The sequence below is a fragment of the Pseudoxanthomonas sp. GM95 genome (assembly GCF_900109775.1).
In the GTDB taxonomy this organism is placed as follows: Bacteria; Pseudomonadota; Gammaproteobacteria; order Xanthomonadales; family Xanthomonadaceae; genus Pseudoxanthomonas_A.
In genome coordinates, this window is sequence record NZ_FOAX01000003.1 from 199,657 (window position 1) to 215,351 (window position 15,695).

At 67.2% G+C, this 15,695-nt stretch carries 17 protein-coding genes; 5 read left to right on the forward strand and 12 right to left on the reverse strand.

Annotated elements, in window-relative coordinates:
• Positions 1-6: 6 nt before the first annotated feature.
• The 4 genes from cyoE to BMZ17_RS15785 are packed head-to-tail and all read right to left on the reverse strand — an operon-like array spanning position 7 to position 3,428.
• Positions 7-936, reverse strand: coding sequence for a heme o synthase (gene cyoE / locus BMZ17_RS15770; RefSeq protein WP_093140452.1), 930 nt, complete (start codon positions 934-936; stop codon positions 7-9).
• Entirely contained in the window at positions 933-2,114 is a 1,182-nt protein-coding gene (locus BMZ17_RS15775; RefSeq protein ID WP_093140456.1) for a COX15/CtaA family protein, read from the reverse strand. Before BMZ17_RS15775 ends, cyoE begins: the two co-directional genes overlap by 4 nt.
• A gap of 19 nt (positions 2,115-2,133) precedes the next feature.
• A complete protein-coding gene (locus tag BMZ17_RS15780) occupies positions 2,134-2,703 on the reverse strand; it encodes a thioredoxin domain-containing protein (RefSeq protein WP_093140460.1) in 570 nt (189 codons plus the stop codon).
• On the reverse strand, positions 2,700-3,428 hold the full coding sequence (locus BMZ17_RS15785) for an SURF1 family protein (protein WP_093140465.1): 729 nt from the start codon (positions 3,426-3,428) through the stop codon (positions 2,700-2,702). The genes BMZ17_RS15780 and BMZ17_RS15785 overlap by 4 nt, the downstream gene beginning before the upstream one ends.
• A 77-nt stretch (positions 3,429-3,505) precedes the next feature.
• Between BMZ17_RS15785 and BMZ17_RS15790 the strand changes: the two genes are divergently transcribed.
• The gene (locus BMZ17_RS15790; RefSeq protein ID WP_093140468.1) at positions 3,506-3,724 is read left to right on the forward strand and encodes a twin transmembrane helix small protein; all 219 of its coding nucleotides are present in this window, start codon (positions 3,506-3,508) and stop codon (positions 3,722-3,724) included.
• Between the two features lie 39 nt (positions 3,725-3,763).
• Here the strand turns inward: BMZ17_RS15790 and BMZ17_RS15795 are convergent, their stop codons facing one another.
• The 6 genes from BMZ17_RS15795 to BMZ17_RS15815 are packed head-to-tail and all read right to left on the reverse strand — an operon-like array spanning position 3,764 to position 8,492.
• Positions 3,764-4,642, reverse strand: a complete 879-nt coding sequence (locus BMZ17_RS15795) for a cytochrome c oxidase subunit 3 (protein ID WP_093140471.1) — start codon at positions 4,640-4,642, stop codon at positions 3,764-3,766.
• A gap of 16 nt (positions 4,643-4,658) precedes the next feature.
• Entirely contained in the window at positions 4,659-5,261 is a 603-nt protein-coding gene (locus BMZ17_RS15800) for a cytochrome c oxidase assembly protein (RefSeq protein ID WP_093140474.1), read from the reverse strand.
• Positions 5,258-5,392: a hypothetical protein gene (locus BMZ17_RS21380; RefSeq protein ID WP_256371058.1), complete on the reverse strand. Its 135-nt coding sequence runs from the start codon at positions 5,390-5,392 to the stop codon at positions 5,258-5,260. The genes BMZ17_RS15800 and BMZ17_RS21380 overlap by 4 nt, the downstream gene beginning before the upstream one ends.
• Positions 5,392-7,005: a cytochrome c oxidase subunit I gene (gene ctaD, locus BMZ17_RS15805; RefSeq protein WP_093140477.1), complete on the reverse strand. Its 1,614-nt coding sequence runs from the start codon at positions 7,003-7,005 to the stop codon at positions 5,392-5,394. Before ctaD ends, BMZ17_RS21380 begins: the two co-directional genes overlap by 1 nt.
• A 38-nt stretch (positions 7,006-7,043) precedes the next feature.
• Entirely contained in the window at positions 7,044-7,991 is a 948-nt protein-coding gene (coxB, locus tag BMZ17_RS15810) for a cytochrome c oxidase subunit II (protein ID WP_093140482.1), read from the reverse strand.
• A 27-nt stretch (positions 7,992-8,018) separates the two neighbouring features.
• Positions 8,019-8,492, reverse strand: coding sequence for a DUF2244 domain-containing protein (locus BMZ17_RS15815; RefSeq protein WP_093142237.1), 474 nt, complete (start codon positions 8,490-8,492; stop codon positions 8,019-8,021).
• A gap of 497 nt (positions 8,493-8,989) precedes the next feature.
• Between BMZ17_RS15815 and BMZ17_RS15820 the strand changes: the two genes are divergently transcribed.
• Positions 8,990-10,147: a GGDEF domain-containing protein gene (locus BMZ17_RS15820; RefSeq protein ID WP_093140487.1), complete on the forward strand. Its 1,158-nt coding sequence runs from the start codon at positions 8,990-8,992 to the stop codon at positions 10,145-10,147.
• Between the two features lie 110 nt (positions 10,148-10,257).
• On the opposite strand, the gene BMZ17_RS15825 is transcribed toward BMZ17_RS15820, so the two are convergent.
• Positions 10,258-11,607: an outer membrane protein transport protein gene (locus BMZ17_RS15825; protein ID WP_093140491.1), complete on the reverse strand. Its 1,350-nt coding sequence runs from the start codon at positions 11,605-11,607 to the stop codon at positions 10,258-10,260.
• A gap of 221 nt (positions 11,608-11,828) precedes the next feature.
• Here BMZ17_RS15825 and BMZ17_RS15830 point away from each other — a divergent pair, with 221 nt between their 5' ends.
• From BMZ17_RS15830 to BMZ17_RS15840, 3 genes are all read left to right on the forward strand, one after another.
• On the forward strand, positions 11,829-12,521 hold the full coding sequence (locus tag BMZ17_RS15830) for a rhomboid family intramembrane serine protease (RefSeq protein WP_093140494.1): 693 nt from the start codon (positions 11,829-11,831) through the stop codon (positions 12,519-12,521).
• A 73-nt stretch (positions 12,522-12,594) separates the two neighbouring features.
• Positions 12,595-12,918 carry a DUF1820 family protein gene (locus tag BMZ17_RS15835; RefSeq protein ID WP_093140497.1) on the forward strand — a complete coding sequence of 108 codons (324 nt, stop codon included), beginning with the start codon at positions 12,595-12,597 and terminating at the stop codon, positions 12,916-12,918.
• 5 nt (positions 12,919-12,923) lie between these two features.
• A complete protein-coding gene (locus BMZ17_RS15840) occupies positions 12,924-13,910 on the forward strand; it encodes a D-2-hydroxyacid dehydrogenase family protein (protein WP_093140501.1) in 987 nt (328 codons plus the stop codon).
• Between the two features lie 116 nt (positions 13,911-14,026).
• Here the strand turns inward: BMZ17_RS15840 and BMZ17_RS15845 are convergent, their stop codons facing one another.
• A complete protein-coding gene (locus BMZ17_RS15845; RefSeq protein ID WP_093140504.1) occupies positions 14,027-15,616 on the reverse strand; it encodes a S41 family peptidase in 1,590 nt (529 codons plus the stop codon).
• Positions 15,617-15,695: the final 79 nt, after the last annotated feature.

Sequence of the window (15,695 nt, forward strand, 5' to 3'; positions counted from 1 at the left end):
GCGACATCAACCGAGGCTGCGGCCGGCGATGCCCGGCAGCAGCGGCGACAGCCAGTGGTCCACCAGCAGGAAGGCGAACAGTGCCATCAGGTACACGATCGAGTAGCGGAAGGTGCGCATGGCGAAGAACTCATCCGGCGGGTCCAGCATCTTCCATGCGTACCAGAGGAAACCCACGCCCAGCACCAGCGCACCGCCCAGGTAGAACAGGCCGCTCAGGCCGAACAGCACCGGCAGCAGCGTCGCCTCCACCAGCAGCACCGTGTAGAACAGGATCTGCCAGCGCGTGTAGACCACGCCGTGGGTGACCGGCAGCATCGGGATCAGCGCCTTGGCGTAGTCCTCGCGGCGGAAGATCGCCAGCGCCCAGAAGTGCGGCGGCGTCCACACGAAGATGATCAGCACCAGCAGCAGGCTGTGGCCCCAGTCCCACGGCCCGGTCATGCCGGTGACCGCCGCCCAGCCCAGCAGCGGCGGCGTGGCGCCGGCCAGGCCGCCGATCACGATGTTCTGCGGCGTGGCGCGCTTGAGGTACACGGTGTAGATCACCGCATAGCCGATCAGCGAGAAGAAGGTCAGCACCGCGGTGACCACGTTGACGAACAGCACCAGGATCGCCATCGAGATCACGGTCAGCACCAACGCGAAGGTCAGCACCTGCCACGGCTTGACCTTGCCCACCACCAGCGGCCGCCACGAGGTGCGCGCCATCTGCGCATCGATGCGCGCATCCAGCAGCTGGTTGATCGCCGCCGCAGCCGACGCCGCCAGCCAGATGCCCAGGAACCCGAGCAGGCCGTGGCGCACCTGGGTGGCGGTCGGCAGGCCGGGGATCGCCAGGATCATGCCGACGAAAGCGGTGAACACGATCAGCGCCACCACGCGTGGCTTGGTCAGGTCCCAGTAGTCGCGGGCCGTGCTGCGCGAGGCGTTCATGCCGGCACCTTCAGGCGCGCCAGCAGCGACACCAGCAGGAAGGTCAGTAGCACCGCGCCGGCGTTGTGCAGCACCGCCACTTCCAGCGGCAGCGCCAGCTTGACGTTGAGGATGCCCAGCGCGACCTGCGCCAGCAGCGCGGCCAGCAGGCCCACGGCCCAACCGCGCATCCCCGGCACGCGCCACAGGCGGATGCTGCAGGCCACCAGCCAGCAGGCCACGACGATCGCCATCAGCCGATGCGCCATCTGGATCGCGATGCGCGAGGCGCCATCGAGCACGCCGCCTTCGTAATCCACGCCGATGCCGCGCCACAGGGTAAAGCCTTCGCGGAAATCATGCGGCGGCCACCACTGGCCCACGCACTGCGGGAAGTTGGCCATGCGCCAGCTGCCGCCACCGCAGGCCAGCGCCGCGTAGTTGGCGCTGACCCAGCCGCCTAGCGCGATCTGCGCGATCACCAGGCCGAAGGCCACCCACAGCCAGCGCTTGAGCACCAGCGCTTGGCCCAGGCGGATCGGCAGCTGGGTCGCGCGCCAGGCCATCCACACCAGCAGCGCGAACGTCGCCAGTCCGCCCAGCAGATGACCCATCACCACGATGGGCTTGAGCAACCAGGTCACCGTCCACATGCCCAGCAGCGCCTGGAAGATGATCATCGCCAGGGTCAGCACCGCCACGCGCGCCAGATCTCTCCCGCCGCCCGGCGTCGAGGCCTGCGACCAGCGCCACGCCGCGGCCAGCAGGATGCCCTCGCCCAGCAGCGCCACCACGCTGGCGGCCACGTGCAGGCCTTTCATGTAGAGCGGGATCGCCGCGGCCACCAGCACCGCGGACACGATCACCTGGGTCACGCCCAGCTTGCGCCGGCGCACCGCCATCAGCGCCAGGCTGAAGATCTCGATGCTGAGCATGCCGGCCAGGAAGCGGTGCACCTGCTCGCGCCAGGCCTTGTGGGTTTCCAGCGGGCGGATCTTGGTGGCGGCGTGGTCGATCACTTCCGATGGCGCTTGCGGCCATGCGGCGCGGCCGTAACAGGTCGGCCAGTCCGGGCAGCTCAAGCCAGCATCGGACAGGCGCACGAAACCGCCAAAGACAATCGTGCTGGCCGTCATCAAGGCGGCCAGCCAGGCGATGCGGTGGAAGTGCCGGAACGGCAGGCGTAGGGAAGCAGGCATTACGGTGGGGTTCGCAAAGTCAAAGAAGTTTCAGCAGCTTGGCCACGTCGGTGCGCAGGTCGGCCGGGTCGAAACCCGGCGCAAAGCGCATCACGACAAAGCCATTGGGATCGATCACATACACCGGCACGCCGGCCGGGTCGTCCAGCCGCGGAAGCGCGGCCAGCAGCGCCGGATCGCGCGCTAGCACGCGCAGCGCCGCCGGATGGGCCGCGCCGGGCGGCGGCGTGCCGATCCAGAGGATGTGGACCTGATCGGCGTTGTGGCCGAACAGCTGCCACACCGTGTCCAGCTGTCTGGACAGTGCCACGCAGGCGTCCAGGCAATCGGCCGGCGGCGCCAGCACGATGCGCCAGGTGCGCTGTGGCTGGACCCAGTCGTAGGTTCCGCCATCGGCGAGCGCCGGCTTGAGCGCGCGCACGTCGCCCGGCGGATGCAGCAGCTCGCCGTGGTTCTTCATGCCATCGGGCTGCCAGCCGGAGAAGCGCAGCACGCCCGCCCCCAGCACGCTGCCGAAAAACAGCACGAACAGGCCAAGCAGGATCAGCCGGCCGCGGCGGCGGCCAGGAGGAACGTCAGGGAGCGTCATGCCCCCATTTTCTCACGCGCAGCGCCCCGGCGCCGCCACGTGAGCACCGCCGCGGTGGCCAGCACCGCCAGCGCCAGCCCGAACCACTGCACCGCATAGCCCAGGTGGCGCTCAGGCGGCAGGGTGTTGGGCAGCACGTCCAGGTCGCGCGGATAGCCGATCGGCAGCGCCGGATCGAGCTTCAACACCCGTGGCGCAAGGGTTTTCAGCTTCAAAGCCGCCGCCAGCGTGGCCGGCTGCAAGGCCACCACCAGCAGGTCGCCATCGCCTTGCGCCACCGCCGCGCCGCGGATCAGGCCGGGCGAAGGTGGTGCAACAAGCAATCCCGAAATCTGACGCGATCCAGGCAACGGCGCGATCACCGGCAGCGCGCGATCACCGCGCAGCGGCTGCCAGCCCAGTTCCACCAGCAATGCAGGCCCGCCGTTCGCAGGCAGGAACGGCCGATAGACCCGCACGCCCGGCTGGCCATCGCGCACCTGGTTGTCCAGCAAGACCGCCGGCCCGTCGGCGAACCGCCCCTGCCCCGCCGCCCAATCGATGCCGTCAACACGCGCGTCCTGCGCGGCGACCGAGAGCGGCACCGGCTGGCGTGCCTGCAGCGTGTGCTGGACCTGCGCCAGCAGCGCGCGCTTCTGTTCGGCGCGACCGTATTGCCATACCCCCAGCGCGCTGAAACCGACGGCGACCAGGATCGCCAGCGTCCAACCCGCGGCCAGCGGCATGCGACGCCGGCTCACACGCGGCGCCGAAGCGACTGCGATAATCGGCTCATGCGGCATCGCGCCGCACCGAGGTGCGCATGAACGATTCGCTCAAAACGCTGTTGATCGTCGCCTTCCTGATCATGATCGTGTGGAACCTCGGCGCCGGCCTGTATTACCTGCTGGTCGACCGCGGCCAGACCAAACGCACCGTACGCGCACTGAGTTGGCGCATCGGCCTGTCGGTCGCGCTGTTCGCGCTGGTGGTGCTGGGCATCTGGAGCGGTGTGATCAAGCCACATGGGATCACACCGTAACGCAACCGGACGCGCCGGTTGCGTCGGCGCACGACGCGCTTAGAGCACGTAGACGAACAGGAACAGCGCCAGCCACACCACGTCGACGAAGTGCCAGTACCACGCCGCGGCTTCGAAGGCGAAGTGGTTGTCCTTGGTGAAGTGGCCCTTGAGCACGCGCAGCCACATGATGGCCAGCATCAGCGTGCCCAAGAACACATGCGCGCCGTGAAAGCCGGTGAGCATGAAGAACGTCGAGCCGTAGATGCCCGAGCCCAGCGTCAGGTTCAACGCGTGGTAGGCGTGGACGTACTCGGTCACCTGGAAATACAGGAAGGTGATGCCCAGCAGCACGGTCAAACCGAGCCAGGTCAGCACCATGCTGCGATGCCCGGCCTTGAGCGCGTGGTGGGCGATGGTCAGGGTCACGCCGGAGGTCAGCAGGATCAGCGTGTTGATCAGCGGCAGCCCCCACGCGGGGATGGTCTGGAACTGCCCGCCGACCGCCGCCGGCCCGTTGGTCGGCCAGCCGGCCGAATAGCCTTCCCACAGCAGCGCGTTGGTCATCACGCCATCGCCGACGCCGCTCAGCCACGGCAGCGACAGCGTGCGCGTGTAGAACAGCGCGCCGAAGAACGCGGCAAAGAACATCACCTCCGAGAAGATGAACCACACCATCCCCATGCGGAAGGACACATCGACCTGCTTGTTGTAGCTGCCAGCGACCGACTCGCGGATGACATCGCCGAACCACATGAACAAGGTCGCCGCCAGCATCGCGATGCCGATGAAGAACATCCACCGGCCCCAGGCCGCGTCATTGAGCCAGCTGGCCACGCCGATCATCAGCACGAACATCGCAATCGACCCGACGAAGGGCCACTTGCTCTGGTGCGGCACGAAATAGACATCGGCATCGTGGGAGTGGGTCTGCGCCATCACGCGTTCCTTGGACTTAAGGCGCCGAGCGCGCCGTGGGAGCCGCCGCCGCGCCGTTGAGGCGGGCGGTGAGCACATCGTTCTTGAAGAAGGTGTACGACAACGTCACGGTGGACACATCGGCCGGCAGGTCCGGATCGATCATGAAACGCACCGGCATGTCACGGCTCTCGCCGGCCTCAAGCGTCTGCGCGGTGAAGCAGAAGCATTCGGTCTTGACGAAATACTGCGAGGCGCGCGCCGGCGCCACCGACGGCACCGCGCTGCCGACGATCGAACGCTTGCCCTCGTTACGCGCGAAGAACTGCGCGTCGTAGAGCTTGCCCGGCGTGACCTGCATGCGCTGCACTTCCGGATGGAACGCCCACGGCAATTTGGAATTGACCCCGCCATCGAACTCGACCGTGACCATGCGCGGCTTGGCTTCCGCACCGGCAACCAGCGCCTGGCCAGGGCCTTTCTCCAGGCGCACGCCGAACACCTTCTCGCACGCCAACCGGTACAGCGGCACCAGCGAGAAGGTCAGGATGAACACCGCCACGGCCACGCCGATCATCCGCGGCAGACCCGCCGTGCGGCGGTTCTGTGCGGGTGCCTGCGGCGCGCCGGTGTCGCTCATGTCCGCAGCACGCCGGACAGGATGAAGGCGATGTAGATCGCCACGGCGATGCCACCGGCGATCAGCGCGGTGGTGCGCGTCGCGCGGCGACGACGCTGGGCTTCATCCATCGGGGCGCGTGGCGCGGCCATCAGTGCCCGATGTCCTCGTGGGCCAGGTCACCGGGCTTGAGCACCGGCGGCGTGGTGAAGGTATGCGCCGGCGCCGGCGAAGGCACTGTCCACTCCAGGCCCTTGGCCGCTTCCCAGGAACGCGCCTCGGCGCGCTCGCCCTTCTTCAACGACCAGCCCAGGATCGCGGCCATCATGAAGGGCGTCAGGAACATGCCGTAAGCGCCGATGGAGCTGATGAAGTTCCAGTCGGCAAACACCACGTTGTAGTCCGGGATGCGACGCGGCATGCCCGCCAAACCGAGGAAGTGCTGAGGGAAGAACAGCACGTTGACGAACACCACCGTCCACCAGAAATGGAACTTGCTCCAGAACTGGCTGTACATGCGTCCGGTCCACTTCGGCCACCAGTAGTAGGTGGCCGCGATGATCGAGAACACCGCGCCGGTCACCAGCACGTAGTGGAAGTGCGCCACCACGAAGTAGGTGTCGTGGTACTGGAAGTCAGCTGGCACGATCGCCAGCATCAGGCCCGAGAACCCGCCGATGGTGAAGAGGATCACGAACGCCACCGCCCACAGCATCGGCGTTTCGAAGCTCAGCGAGCCCTTCCACATCGTGGAGACCCAGTTGAACACTTTCACGCCGGTCGGGATGGCGATGAGCATGGTGGCGAACATGAAGTACAGCTCGCCACCGAGCGGCATGCCGACGGCGAACATGTGGTGCGCCCACACGATGAAGGACAGGAACGCGATCGACGCGGTCGCATAGACCATCGCCTGGTAGCCGAACAGCGGCTTGCGGCTGAAGGTCGGGATGATCTCGCTGGCCACGCCGAAGGCGGGCAGGATCATGATGTAGACCTCGGGATGGCCGAAGAACCAGAAGATGTGCTGGTACATCACCGGGTCGCCGCCGCCAGCCGCGTTGAAGAAGCTGGTGCCGAAGAAGCGATCGGTCAGCAGCATCGTCACCGCGCCTGCCAGCACCGGCATCACCGCGATCAGCAGGAAGGCGGTGATCAGCCAGGTCCAGGTGAAGATCGGCATCTTCAGCAGGTCCAGGCCCGGCGCACGCATGTTGAGGATGGTGGCGATGATGTTGATCGCGCCCATGATCGAACTGATGCCGGCCACGTGGATGGCGAACACGCTGAAGGCCACGTTCGCGCCGCCCTGCAGCGACAGCGGCGGATACAGCGTCCAGCCACCGGCCGGTGCACCGCCGGGCAGGAACAGCGTCAGCAGCAGCATCGAGAACGCCACCGGCAACAGCCAGAACGACCAGTTGTTCATGCGCGGCAGCGCCATGTCCGGCGCGCCGATCTGCAGCGGGATCATCCAGTTGCCCAGGCCGACGAAGGCCGGCATCACGCCGCCGAAGATCATCACCAGCGCATGCACGGTGGTCATCTGGTTGAAGAACTCGGGCTTGACGAACTGTAGGCCCGGCTCCATCAGCTCAGCGCGGATGACGACGCTCATCGCCGCACCGATCACGAACATGATGAAGCTGAAGATCAGGTAGAGCGTGCCGATGTCCTTGTGGTTCGTCGAAAAGAACCAGCGCTCGACGAAACCCTGCTTGTGCGCATGGTGATCGTCGTGATGCTCTGCGGCGGAGTGGGCCATGGGGCGTGTTCCTCGAAAGCAGCGATGTGGCGGAAAGATCAGGCCTGCGGGGACGCAGGCGCTGCTTCAGTAGCGGCGGGCGCGACGCTGGCGCTGGCCGCGGGCGCGGCCTGCTCGGGCGTGACATCCGGTGCGGGCGAACCTTCCGCGGGTGCCGGCGCAGCGGGCGCGTCCGGCTTCTGCGTGGCGAGCCATTGCTGGAACTCGGCCTTGGACACCGCGCGCACCACGATCGGCATGAAGCCGTGGTCCTTGCCGCATAGCTCGGCGCACTGGCCGCGGTAGACGCCGGGTTCTTCGATGTTGGTCCAGGCCTCGTTGATCAGGCCTGGGATCGCGTCCTGCTTCCAGCCCAGCGCCGGCACCCACCAGGAGTGGATGACGTCATCGGCGGTGATCACGAAGCGGATCTTGGTATCCACCGGCAGCACCAGCGGATGGTCCACGTCCAGCAGGTAATGCGGGTTGGAGGCGACGGTCGGCACCTGGCCGGACTGGCGCATCTGGTCCGAACCGCGGTCCAGGCGGCTGGTGAATTCCACGCCTTGGCCCAGGTATTCGTACTTCCACATCCACTGGTAGCCGGTGACCTTGATAGTCATTTCCGAATCGCGGGTGTCGTACATGGCGATCAGCTTGGCCGTGGCCGGCCAGGCCATCACCACCAGGATGATCACCGGCACAATGGTCCAGATCAGCTCGGCCGTGGTGTTGTGGCTGAAGGTCGCTGCGACCGCGCCCTTGGACTTGCGGAACTTGAACATCGCATAGCCCATCGCGCCGAACACGATGACGCCGATGACCACGCACACCCACAGCGCCACCATGTGCGCTTCATAGGCCATCCGGGCGGTATGGGTCACGCCCTTGCCCATGTTGAGCTGCCATTCCTTGGGATCGGCCTGTTGGGCCAGTGCCATCCCCGGAAGTCCCGCCAGTGCCAGCAGCACGCCAGCGTGCCTGCACCAAGCCTTCAGTTGCGTCATTGCCTAGACCCCACCCAGTGTCATCGGTCACGGCCGCAGCGCGGCCGCCAGTAAAGCGCGTAACTGTGTTGCCAAAGCCTTCCGTTCGTCCGGACCCAGAAGCGCTCCCACTTCAACGATCCGTCCGCTGGAGGAGAGCGTCACCAAGCCATCCTCGCCTCCGGTTCCCAGCCGCACCCAGTAGGGATGCGCGCGGAACGCGGGGGCGGGCTGCGTCGAGCGCCGCACCTCTACCAGTTCCGGGCCGATCGCGATCACTTCATCGCGCTGCCCGGATTTCCATACCGCCCGCAATGCGGCTCCGACCAAGACCGTGTGCAGCGCGGCGAACAGGGGCGCGAACACATTGCCGGCCCACCAGCCCACCGCTGCCGCACCCCACATCAGGGCCGAACAGGCCGCGAACAGCCGCATGAACCCGGAAGCATCCAAGGCCCTGGGTGGCCGCAACGTGAGCTGCGTGCCGCGTCCCTCCGGCCCCTGTGACATCACCTCGATCATGTCGCCGCCCCGCACCTGTCACGCTGCGGAAAACACCTGAATGGTAGCCGCGGGGGCAGACCCCGGCAACCAAGCCGGGAATTGTGCAAGCGCACATAAATTGGCGGCCGCTCAAGGACTTGGCGCCGTCGATGCGGCACGCGTCTAGTGGCGATCGCACGCGAGTGCACGCAGCAAGCGGTTTGCTTCGTTCGCCACCCGAAACCAGCGCCCGCCAGGATGACGCGGAGCACGACACGACGCCTGCGGCCATTGCACCAAAGGTGGAGACGCCTTGGCGCTGATACCGCGTCCCGGCGCAGGTGACGCATCGGGGCTGAAAGCGCCGCCTGCGCCTTCAAGGCGCCCACCTTGGCAGCGCGATCATTGTCGCGATGCATCACAAATCGCGAACGACTTCACACTTGTGTGGAAAATGAATACGGTGGCACGGTCTTTGCTGCGCTGTGCGTCACAGCAGTGGCGACGCACGCTGTCGCCCATAGGGGGACCTGCCCATGGCCAACTCGGTGTTCTTCAGCCTGATCAGCGATTGCACGCTGTCGATCGTGCTGTTTTTCCTGTTCCTGTATGTCGGCCGGATCTCGCGCTCGCTGCATGGCATCAGCACCTGGGGCGCGGCGCACCTGGTGTACACCCTGGGCGCGGCCTCGATCGACGTGGTGACCGAAGCCCTACGCGACCGCGGCCATCCGGTGGCCGCAATGCTGGCCACCAACCTGGCCGGCATCGCCGCCGCCATCGGCATGACCGGCCTGGCCCTGGCGGTGCTGCAGTTCGTCCAGCAACGTCACCTGCGCAAGCGCGAGCTGATCTGGATGCCGCTGGCCATCCTGCTGCCGGTCGGCGCGTGGTGCATCGCCGGCACCCAGGATTCGCAGGGCGTGGCGTTGAGCATCGTCGAGGTGCTGGCCCTGGCGGTGATGATCTGGCAGTTGCGCCACTTGAACGGCACGCCCGATCGCGTCCCCGCGCGCCTGATGATGGCCGCCTGCACGCTGCTGATCGGCATCTACAGCAGCGTGGTGCCGGGCTGGTTCAAGGGCTTGTTCGGCATCGACGACATGTGGGTCAGCACCGATCTGGCGCTGTGGTTCATGCTCAACTTCTGCATGCTGACCCTGACCAGCTTCCACGCGGCCGAAGCCTTGCGGCGCAGTGCCCTGATCGACCCACTCACCGGCGCGCTCAATCGGCGCGGCCTCAGCCACGGCCTGGACGAGCGCCGCGCGCCCGGTGCCGCGGCGATCCCTGATGGTGTGGCGGTGCTGGCGCTGGACCTGGACCGTTTCAAGGCGATCAACGACGCGCACGGTCACCACACCGGCGACCGCGTGCTGCAGGCGTTTTCCGACACGGTGCGCCGCTGCATCCGCCAGGACGATCTGTTCGCGCGCACCGGCGGCGAGGAATTCGTGGTGGTCAGCGTCGGCCTGGACTGCGACGAAGCCGCGCAGCTGGCCGAGCGCATCCGCGTGGCGACCGAGCAGATGCAGCTGCCGCAGCATCAGGGCCTGCACGTCGGCGTGAGCGTCGGCGTCGCCTGCACCGCGCGACAGATGGCCGTGCACGAACTGATGGACCTGGCCGACCGCGCGCTCTACGCGGCCAAGCACGGTGGCCGCAACCGCGTGGAACTGCACGAAGCCGCCTGACGGCAAGAACGCACTAGGCAAGCTAACACCGCCCCAAAAGAAACCCCGCACAAGGCGGGGTGTCTTCACTGCAAGTTTGAAGTGCGTGCCGGCAGCGCCGGCGCGCGCGATCAGAACTTGTAGGTGTACGAACCGGCCAGGATGTCGCCGGTCACATCGAACGAACCGGCCAGCGTGCTGGCGGTCACCGAGGTCTCGTTGACGGTCGGATCGGTGGTGAACAGGTGGGTGTAGCCCACGTTCCACTCGCTGCTGGCCGACGGGGTCCAGGTCAGGCCCAGCGACAGCCACTTGCGGGTGGTGTCGGGCACGCGCACGTCGCGGTACTCGGACTGGGTCGGGGTCTGGTCATAGGCCAGGCCGCCACGGAAGGTCAGCGCATCGCTCACCTTGTAGTCGGCACCGATCGAGACGAAGGTCGTGTCGCGGTAGTTGAAGGCCAGGGTGGTATCCGGCTGGGCCGAAGCGAAGTCGACGGTGACCTTGTCGAACTTGCTCCACGCGGTGCGGGTCACGTCCGCCATCACAGTCCACTGGTCGTTGACGATGTGGGTGAAGCTGGCGGTCGCGGTGGCCGGCAGGATGATCTTGGCCTTGCCGTCGGTGTCGACGTACTGACCCGGCGCGGCCACGGCGAGCACGGCGGCGGCCTGGCCCGGGACATCGAAGTAGGCCTTGCCGTTGTCGATCTTGTGGTCGACCTGCGAGCGATAGGTCAGGCCGATGTGGGTGTTCTCATCGATGCTGAACAGGCCACCGAGGGTGAAGCCCACTTCGGTGCTGTCGCCCTTGATGCGCGAGTAGCCGTCCGCGCTGCCCGGGGCGAAGCCCGGCACGCGCTGGGCATACAGCGCGGTGCCGAAGTCGATCGCGTTGCTCAGGTCCACGTCCAGGCGCTCGGCGAACACCGATGCACCGAAGGACACCCACGGATTGACGTCGTAGGAGAACGACAGGCCGGCGTCGATGGCCTGCAGCTCGGTCTTGATGCCCTGGTAGCGGCCGACCCAGTCGCGGTCGTATTCGGTCTTGAAGCCGTACGGCACGGTGAGCGAGGCGCCCAGGTGCATGTTGTCGCTGATCGGGGTGGTGAAGTAGATCGCCGGGACAGCCGCGATCGTGCCGGCGTCGCCGCCGTCGCCGCCGCTGATCGCGGTGCCGGTGCCGGCACCGGTCGGGCCGACGTAACGGCCGCTGCCCTTGAAGTCGGCGCCGAAGCTGATGGCGCTGACGCCGAACTCCAGCTGGCGGCCTTCGAGCAGGCGCATGGCGGCCGGGTTGTTCACCACCACGGCGGTATCACCGGGGGCACTGGCCGAGCCAGCGAACGCGCGGCCCTGGGCCTTGGCGCTGTTTTCCTTCAGCTGGAAGGCGGCTGCGTGGGCGTGGCCACTGACGAGCGCGCCGGTGATACCGACGGCCAGCAGGGAAACACGAAACAGGTTCTGGGAAGACAGCATTGAATGATCTCCGGAAGACATAATGTGGAACTGCCCGCGTCGTCGCGCCTGGAACCGCCACTAGGTGCGGTTCCCTGCGCGCCGGAATCCCCTCCCGACATACGACGGCGTATGTCAGTATAACGATTCGGGCTAACGCATCTCTAACGTTCAGATTAGATTTTAGTCGGGTTCAGGCCAGGGCTGGCATGCCCGCCATCGCAGTTGGATCATCCTGCCTCGTGTTCATTTCAACCCCATCTCGCCGCAAGGCCTCCGTACGCTGGGCCACGCCGGTGCTGTTCGCGCTGCTCTGGCTGGCCTTCCTGTGGGCGGTGACGCGGCCCATCGGCCTGTACCGCGGGCTGTTGCTGGAATGGGGCGCACTGACCGGCGGCCTGGATACACCCGGGGACTGGCGCGCCGGTTTCACCGATGGCTCGGTGCTGCGCCTGTTCACCGCCTTGTTTCTGCATGCCGACTGGGCGCACCTGCTGGGCAACCTGGTGTTCCTGCTGATCTTCGGGCTGCCGGCCGAGCGTGCGATGGGGCCGTGGCGGTTCCTGCTCCTGTTCCTCATCGGCGGCGCGGTGTCGAACCTGGCCGCGGTGCTGGTGATCGGCGCGCCGGACCGGGTGATCATCGGCGCCAGCGGCGCGGTGTCGGCGGTGATCGGCGCGTACCTGGCGCTGTTCCCCAATGCCAAGCTCGGCGTGGTCGTGCCGCTGGGCTTGTTCCTGCAGTTCGTCAAGGCGCCGGCCGCCGTGCTCATCGGGGTGTGGGCGATCTTGCAGGTGGTGTTCGCCTACATCGGGCCGGCGTTCGGCGCGGTGGCGTGGTCGGCGCACCTGGCGGGGTTCGTGTTCGGCATCGTGTTCGCGCTGTTCGTACGCGCGGCGATCGCGCGGCGGATGCGCCGGCGCCACGGCTATTGAGCACGGCGGTGGAAATGCGCGCAACGCGCCACCACTTCTGCGGCATCCCTTTCGCTTTCCATCGACCCAGGCCATGTCCAAGCCGCTCTACAAGGTGACCTTTCTCAACCACGGCAAAGTGTACGAGCTGTACGCGCGCCAGGTCAGCTCATCCAACGCTTTGTGGGGCTTCACCGAGGTCGGCGAGCTGGTGTTCGACGTGCATGACGGCCTGGTGGTGGACCCGACCGAGGAACGCCTACGCGAGGAGTTCGGCAATACCCGCGTGCTGCACCTGCCGATGCAGAGCATCGTGCGCGTGGAGGAAGTGGAGAAGAAGGGCGCCAGCGCGATCCGCGACGCGGCCAGTGGCGAAAAAGTCGTCACGCCGTTCCCGATGCCGGCCAAGCCGCGTTGAGCGCCATGCGCGTCCTGATCCCCGACGACTACCAGCGCGCCTGCGCAGCGCTGCCTGCGCTGGAGGCGCACGCAGCGGGGCTGGACGTGCAGGTGCTTGGCGCGCTGCCCGATGATCTGGGGGCGCGCGTCGCCTTGTTGCAGGACGCGCAGGCGCTGGTGCTGATCCGCGAGCGCACACGCATTGACGCGGCGCTGCTGGATCGCCTGCCACAGCTGCGCGTGATCAGCCAGACCGGCAAGGTCGGCGCGCATATCGATGTCACCGCCTGCAGCGCACGCGGCGTGGCAGTGGTGGAAGGCACGGGCTCGCCGATTGCGCCTGCGGAATTGACCTGGGCGTTGATCATGGCCGCGATGCGTCGCCTGCCCGCCTACGGCGGCGCCCTGCAGGCCGGCCGTTGGCAGGACACCGGCGATGCCACGCTGGGCCGCACCCTGCACGGGCGCACGCTGGGCGTGTGGAGCTACGGCAAGATCGGCCGGATCATTGCCGGCTACGGCCGCGCGTTCGGCATGGACGTATTGGTGTGGGGTGGCGAAGCCGCGCGCGCAGCCGCGCAGGCCGACGGCTATGCAGTGGTCGAATCGGTGGACGCCTTGTTCGCGCGCAGCGACGTGCTCAGCCTGCATCGGCGCCTGGTACAGGCCACGCGTCACCAGGTCGATGCCGCGCTCCTGGCGCACATGAAACCCGACGCCTTGCTGGTCAACACCAGCCGCGCCGAGCTGATCGCACCGGGTGCGCTGCTGGCTGCACTGGAAGCGGGCCGCCCAGGCTTGGCCGCGCTCGATGTCTTCGACGAAGAACCGGCCACGCCGCAGCGCGAACCGCTGCTCACGCATTCGCGCGTGCTGGCGACGCCGCACCTGGGTTACGTCGAACAGGACAGCTATGCGCTGTACCTGGGCACGGCGCTGGACAACGTACGCGCCTTTGCTGAGGGCACGCCGCGGAATGTGGTGAATCCGGAAGTGTTGCAGCAGCGTTGAAGTTCGGCCGCTGCCGAAGTCGCACGTGCGGTTGTGGGAGCCGCTTTAGCGGCGATGCGGCTTTCCTAGTAGAGCCTGATCGCCGCTGAAGCGGCTCCCACAATATGGAGCTCGAATTACTTCGCTGGCGGCGTAGTCGCTTCCGGCTTCGGCGCGGTCTCGCTGGCCGGCGCCGTGGGCGCAGCGGCGGCGGGCTTGGCCGGTGCTGCGACCGGCTTGGTTGCGGCATCCAGATTGGTTGCGGCATCCGGCTTGGCCGCGGCTTCCGGCTTCACGGTCGGCTTGGGCTTGTTGGCTGCGGCCTTGTCGGCGGCCGCCTTCTGCGCGGCGGCGACTGAACCCGGATGCTTCAGCTCAGCCAGCGCCTGATCGACCGGCTTGTCGCCATTGAGCACGTCGCCGGCGGTGTAGCCCTCGGCGCCTTCCTGGTCGCCGAGCAGGTGGCCCGGCAACGTGGCTTCGCTGTAGTCGGCCAGCGAGGCAGGCACGTCCTTGTCGGCCGGTTCGTCGGGCTTGAGCACCACGTCGGGCACGATGCCGGTCGCCTGGATCGACTTGCCGCTGGGCGTGTAATAGCGCGCGGTGGTCAGCTTGACCGAATCGCCGTTGTCCAGCGGCAGCACGGTCTGCACCGAGCCCTTGCCGAAGGTGCGGCTGCCGATGATGCGCACGCGGCCGTTGTCACGCAGCGCGCCAGCCAGCACTTCGGCCGCGCTGGCAGATCCTGCATCGACCAGTACCACCACCGGCGTGCCGTTGAGGCGATCGCCCGGGGTCGCATCGAACTTGGCATCGCTGATCGCAATGCGGCCCTTGGTGGTGACGATGGTGCCCTTCTCCAGCAGGTCGTCGGCGACCTGCACGGCCGAGGTCAGCAGGCCGCCCGGATTGCTGCGCAGGTCCAGCACCACGCCCTTGAGCGCGCCCTTGGCCTTCAGCCCATCGACCGCCTTCTGGAAATCGGCGCCGGTATCGGCCTGGAACGCGCTGATGCGGATATAGCCATAGCCCGGCTCCAGCAGGCGCGAGCGCACGCTGGCCACGCGGATGGTCTCGCGGGTGAGGGTCTTGTCGAACGGCTTGGCGACTTTCTCGCGGACGATGGTCAGCGTGACCTTGCTGCCCACTTCGCCACGCAGCGGCTCCATCGAATCCTTCATGCCGCCCAACGACTTGCCGTCGATGGCGATGATCACGTCGCCCGATTGGACGCCCGCGCGCGCGGCCGGCGTGCCGTCGATCGGCGACACCACCTGCAGCGAACCGTCGGGCTGGGCCAGCAGTTCCACGCCGATGCCGTCGTAGGCGCCGTTGGCCTGCTCGTCGAAGGACTCGGCGTCCTCCTTGTCCAGGTAGGCGCTGTGCGGATCCAGGTCCAACAGCAGGCCGCGGATGGCCGAGTGCATCAGCTTCTCGTCGTCGACCGGCTCCACGTACGCCTGCTTGACCGCGTTGAACACCGAGACGAAGCGGCGGATCTCATCCAGCGGCACGTCGGACGGCGTGGATTCGGACGCGGACGGATCATCGCTGGAGCCGACCGGCTTGGCCTCGTCCTCGCTGTCCTGCGGCGCGGCGGCCGGTGCGGCCTTGGGGTCCTGCGGCGCTTGCTGCTGCGGAGTCTCCTGGGCCGGCGGCGCGACTTGCTGGGCGAAGGCCGGCGCGATGGCCAGCAGCAGGGACGACAGCAACAGGGACACGCGCATGCGGCAACTCCGGGCGGATCTTGGGGACAGGTGCGGGCCGATTATGCGCGAAGCGGTGCTAATGGCTTGTTCCGGCGTC

Coding starts and splice junctions, on each gene's coding strand:
- cyoE (WP_093140452.1), bottom strand. CDS start 936: ATGAACGCCTCGCGCAGCACGGCCCGCGACTACTGGGACCTGACCAAG.
- BMZ17_RS15775 (WP_093140456.1), bottom strand. CDS start 2,114: ATGCCTGCTTCCCTACGCCTGCCGTTCCGGCACTTCCACCGCATCGCC.
- BMZ17_RS15780 (WP_093140460.1), bottom strand. CDS start 2,703: ATGACGCTCCCTGACGTTCCTCCTGGCCGCCGCCGCGGCCGGCTGATC.
- BMZ17_RS15785 (WP_093140465.1), bottom strand. CDS start 3,428: ATGCCGCTGGCCGCGGGTTGGACGCTGGCGATCCTGGTCGCCGTCGGT.
- BMZ17_RS15790 (WP_093140468.1), top strand. CDS start 3,506: ATGAACGATTCGCTCAAAACGCTGTTGATCGTCGCCTTCCTGATCATG.
- BMZ17_RS15795 (WP_093140471.1), bottom strand. CDS start 4,642: ATGGCGCAGACCCACTCCCACGATGCCGATGTCTATTTCGTGCCGCAC.
- BMZ17_RS15800 (WP_093140474.1), bottom strand. CDS start 5,261: ATGAGCGACACCGGCGCGCCGCAGGCACCCGCACAGAACCGCCGCACG.
- BMZ17_RS21380 (WP_256371058.1), bottom strand. CDS start 5,392: ATGGCCGCGCCACGCGCCCCGATGGATGAAGCCCAGCGTCGTCGCCGC.
- ctaD (WP_093140477.1), bottom strand. CDS start 7,005: ATGGCCCACTCCGCCGCAGAGCATCACGACGATCACCATGCGCACAAG.
- coxB (WP_093140482.1), bottom strand. CDS start 7,991: ATGACGCAACTGAAGGCTTGGTGCAGGCACGCTGGCGTGCTGCTGGCA.
- BMZ17_RS15815 (WP_093142237.1), bottom strand. CDS start 8,492: ATGATCGAGGTGATGTCACAGGGGCCGGAGGGACGCGGCACGCAGCTC.
- BMZ17_RS15820 (WP_093140487.1), top strand. CDS start 8,990: ATGGCCAACTCGGTGTTCTTCAGCCTGATCAGCGATTGCACGCTGTCG.
- BMZ17_RS15825 (WP_093140491.1), bottom strand. CDS start 11,607: ATGCTGTCTTCCCAGAACCTGTTTCGTGTTTCCCTGCTGGCCGTCGGT.
- BMZ17_RS15835 (WP_093140497.1), top strand. CDS start 12,595: ATGTCCAAGCCGCTCTACAAGGTGACCTTTCTCAACCACGGCAAAGTG.
- BMZ17_RS15840 (WP_093140501.1), top strand. CDS start 12,924: ATGCGCGTCCTGATCCCCGACGACTACCAGCGCGCCTGCGCAGCGCTG.
- BMZ17_RS15845 (WP_093140504.1), bottom strand. CDS start 15,616: ATGCGCGTGTCCCTGTTGCTGTCGTCCCTGCTGCTGGCCATCGCGCCG.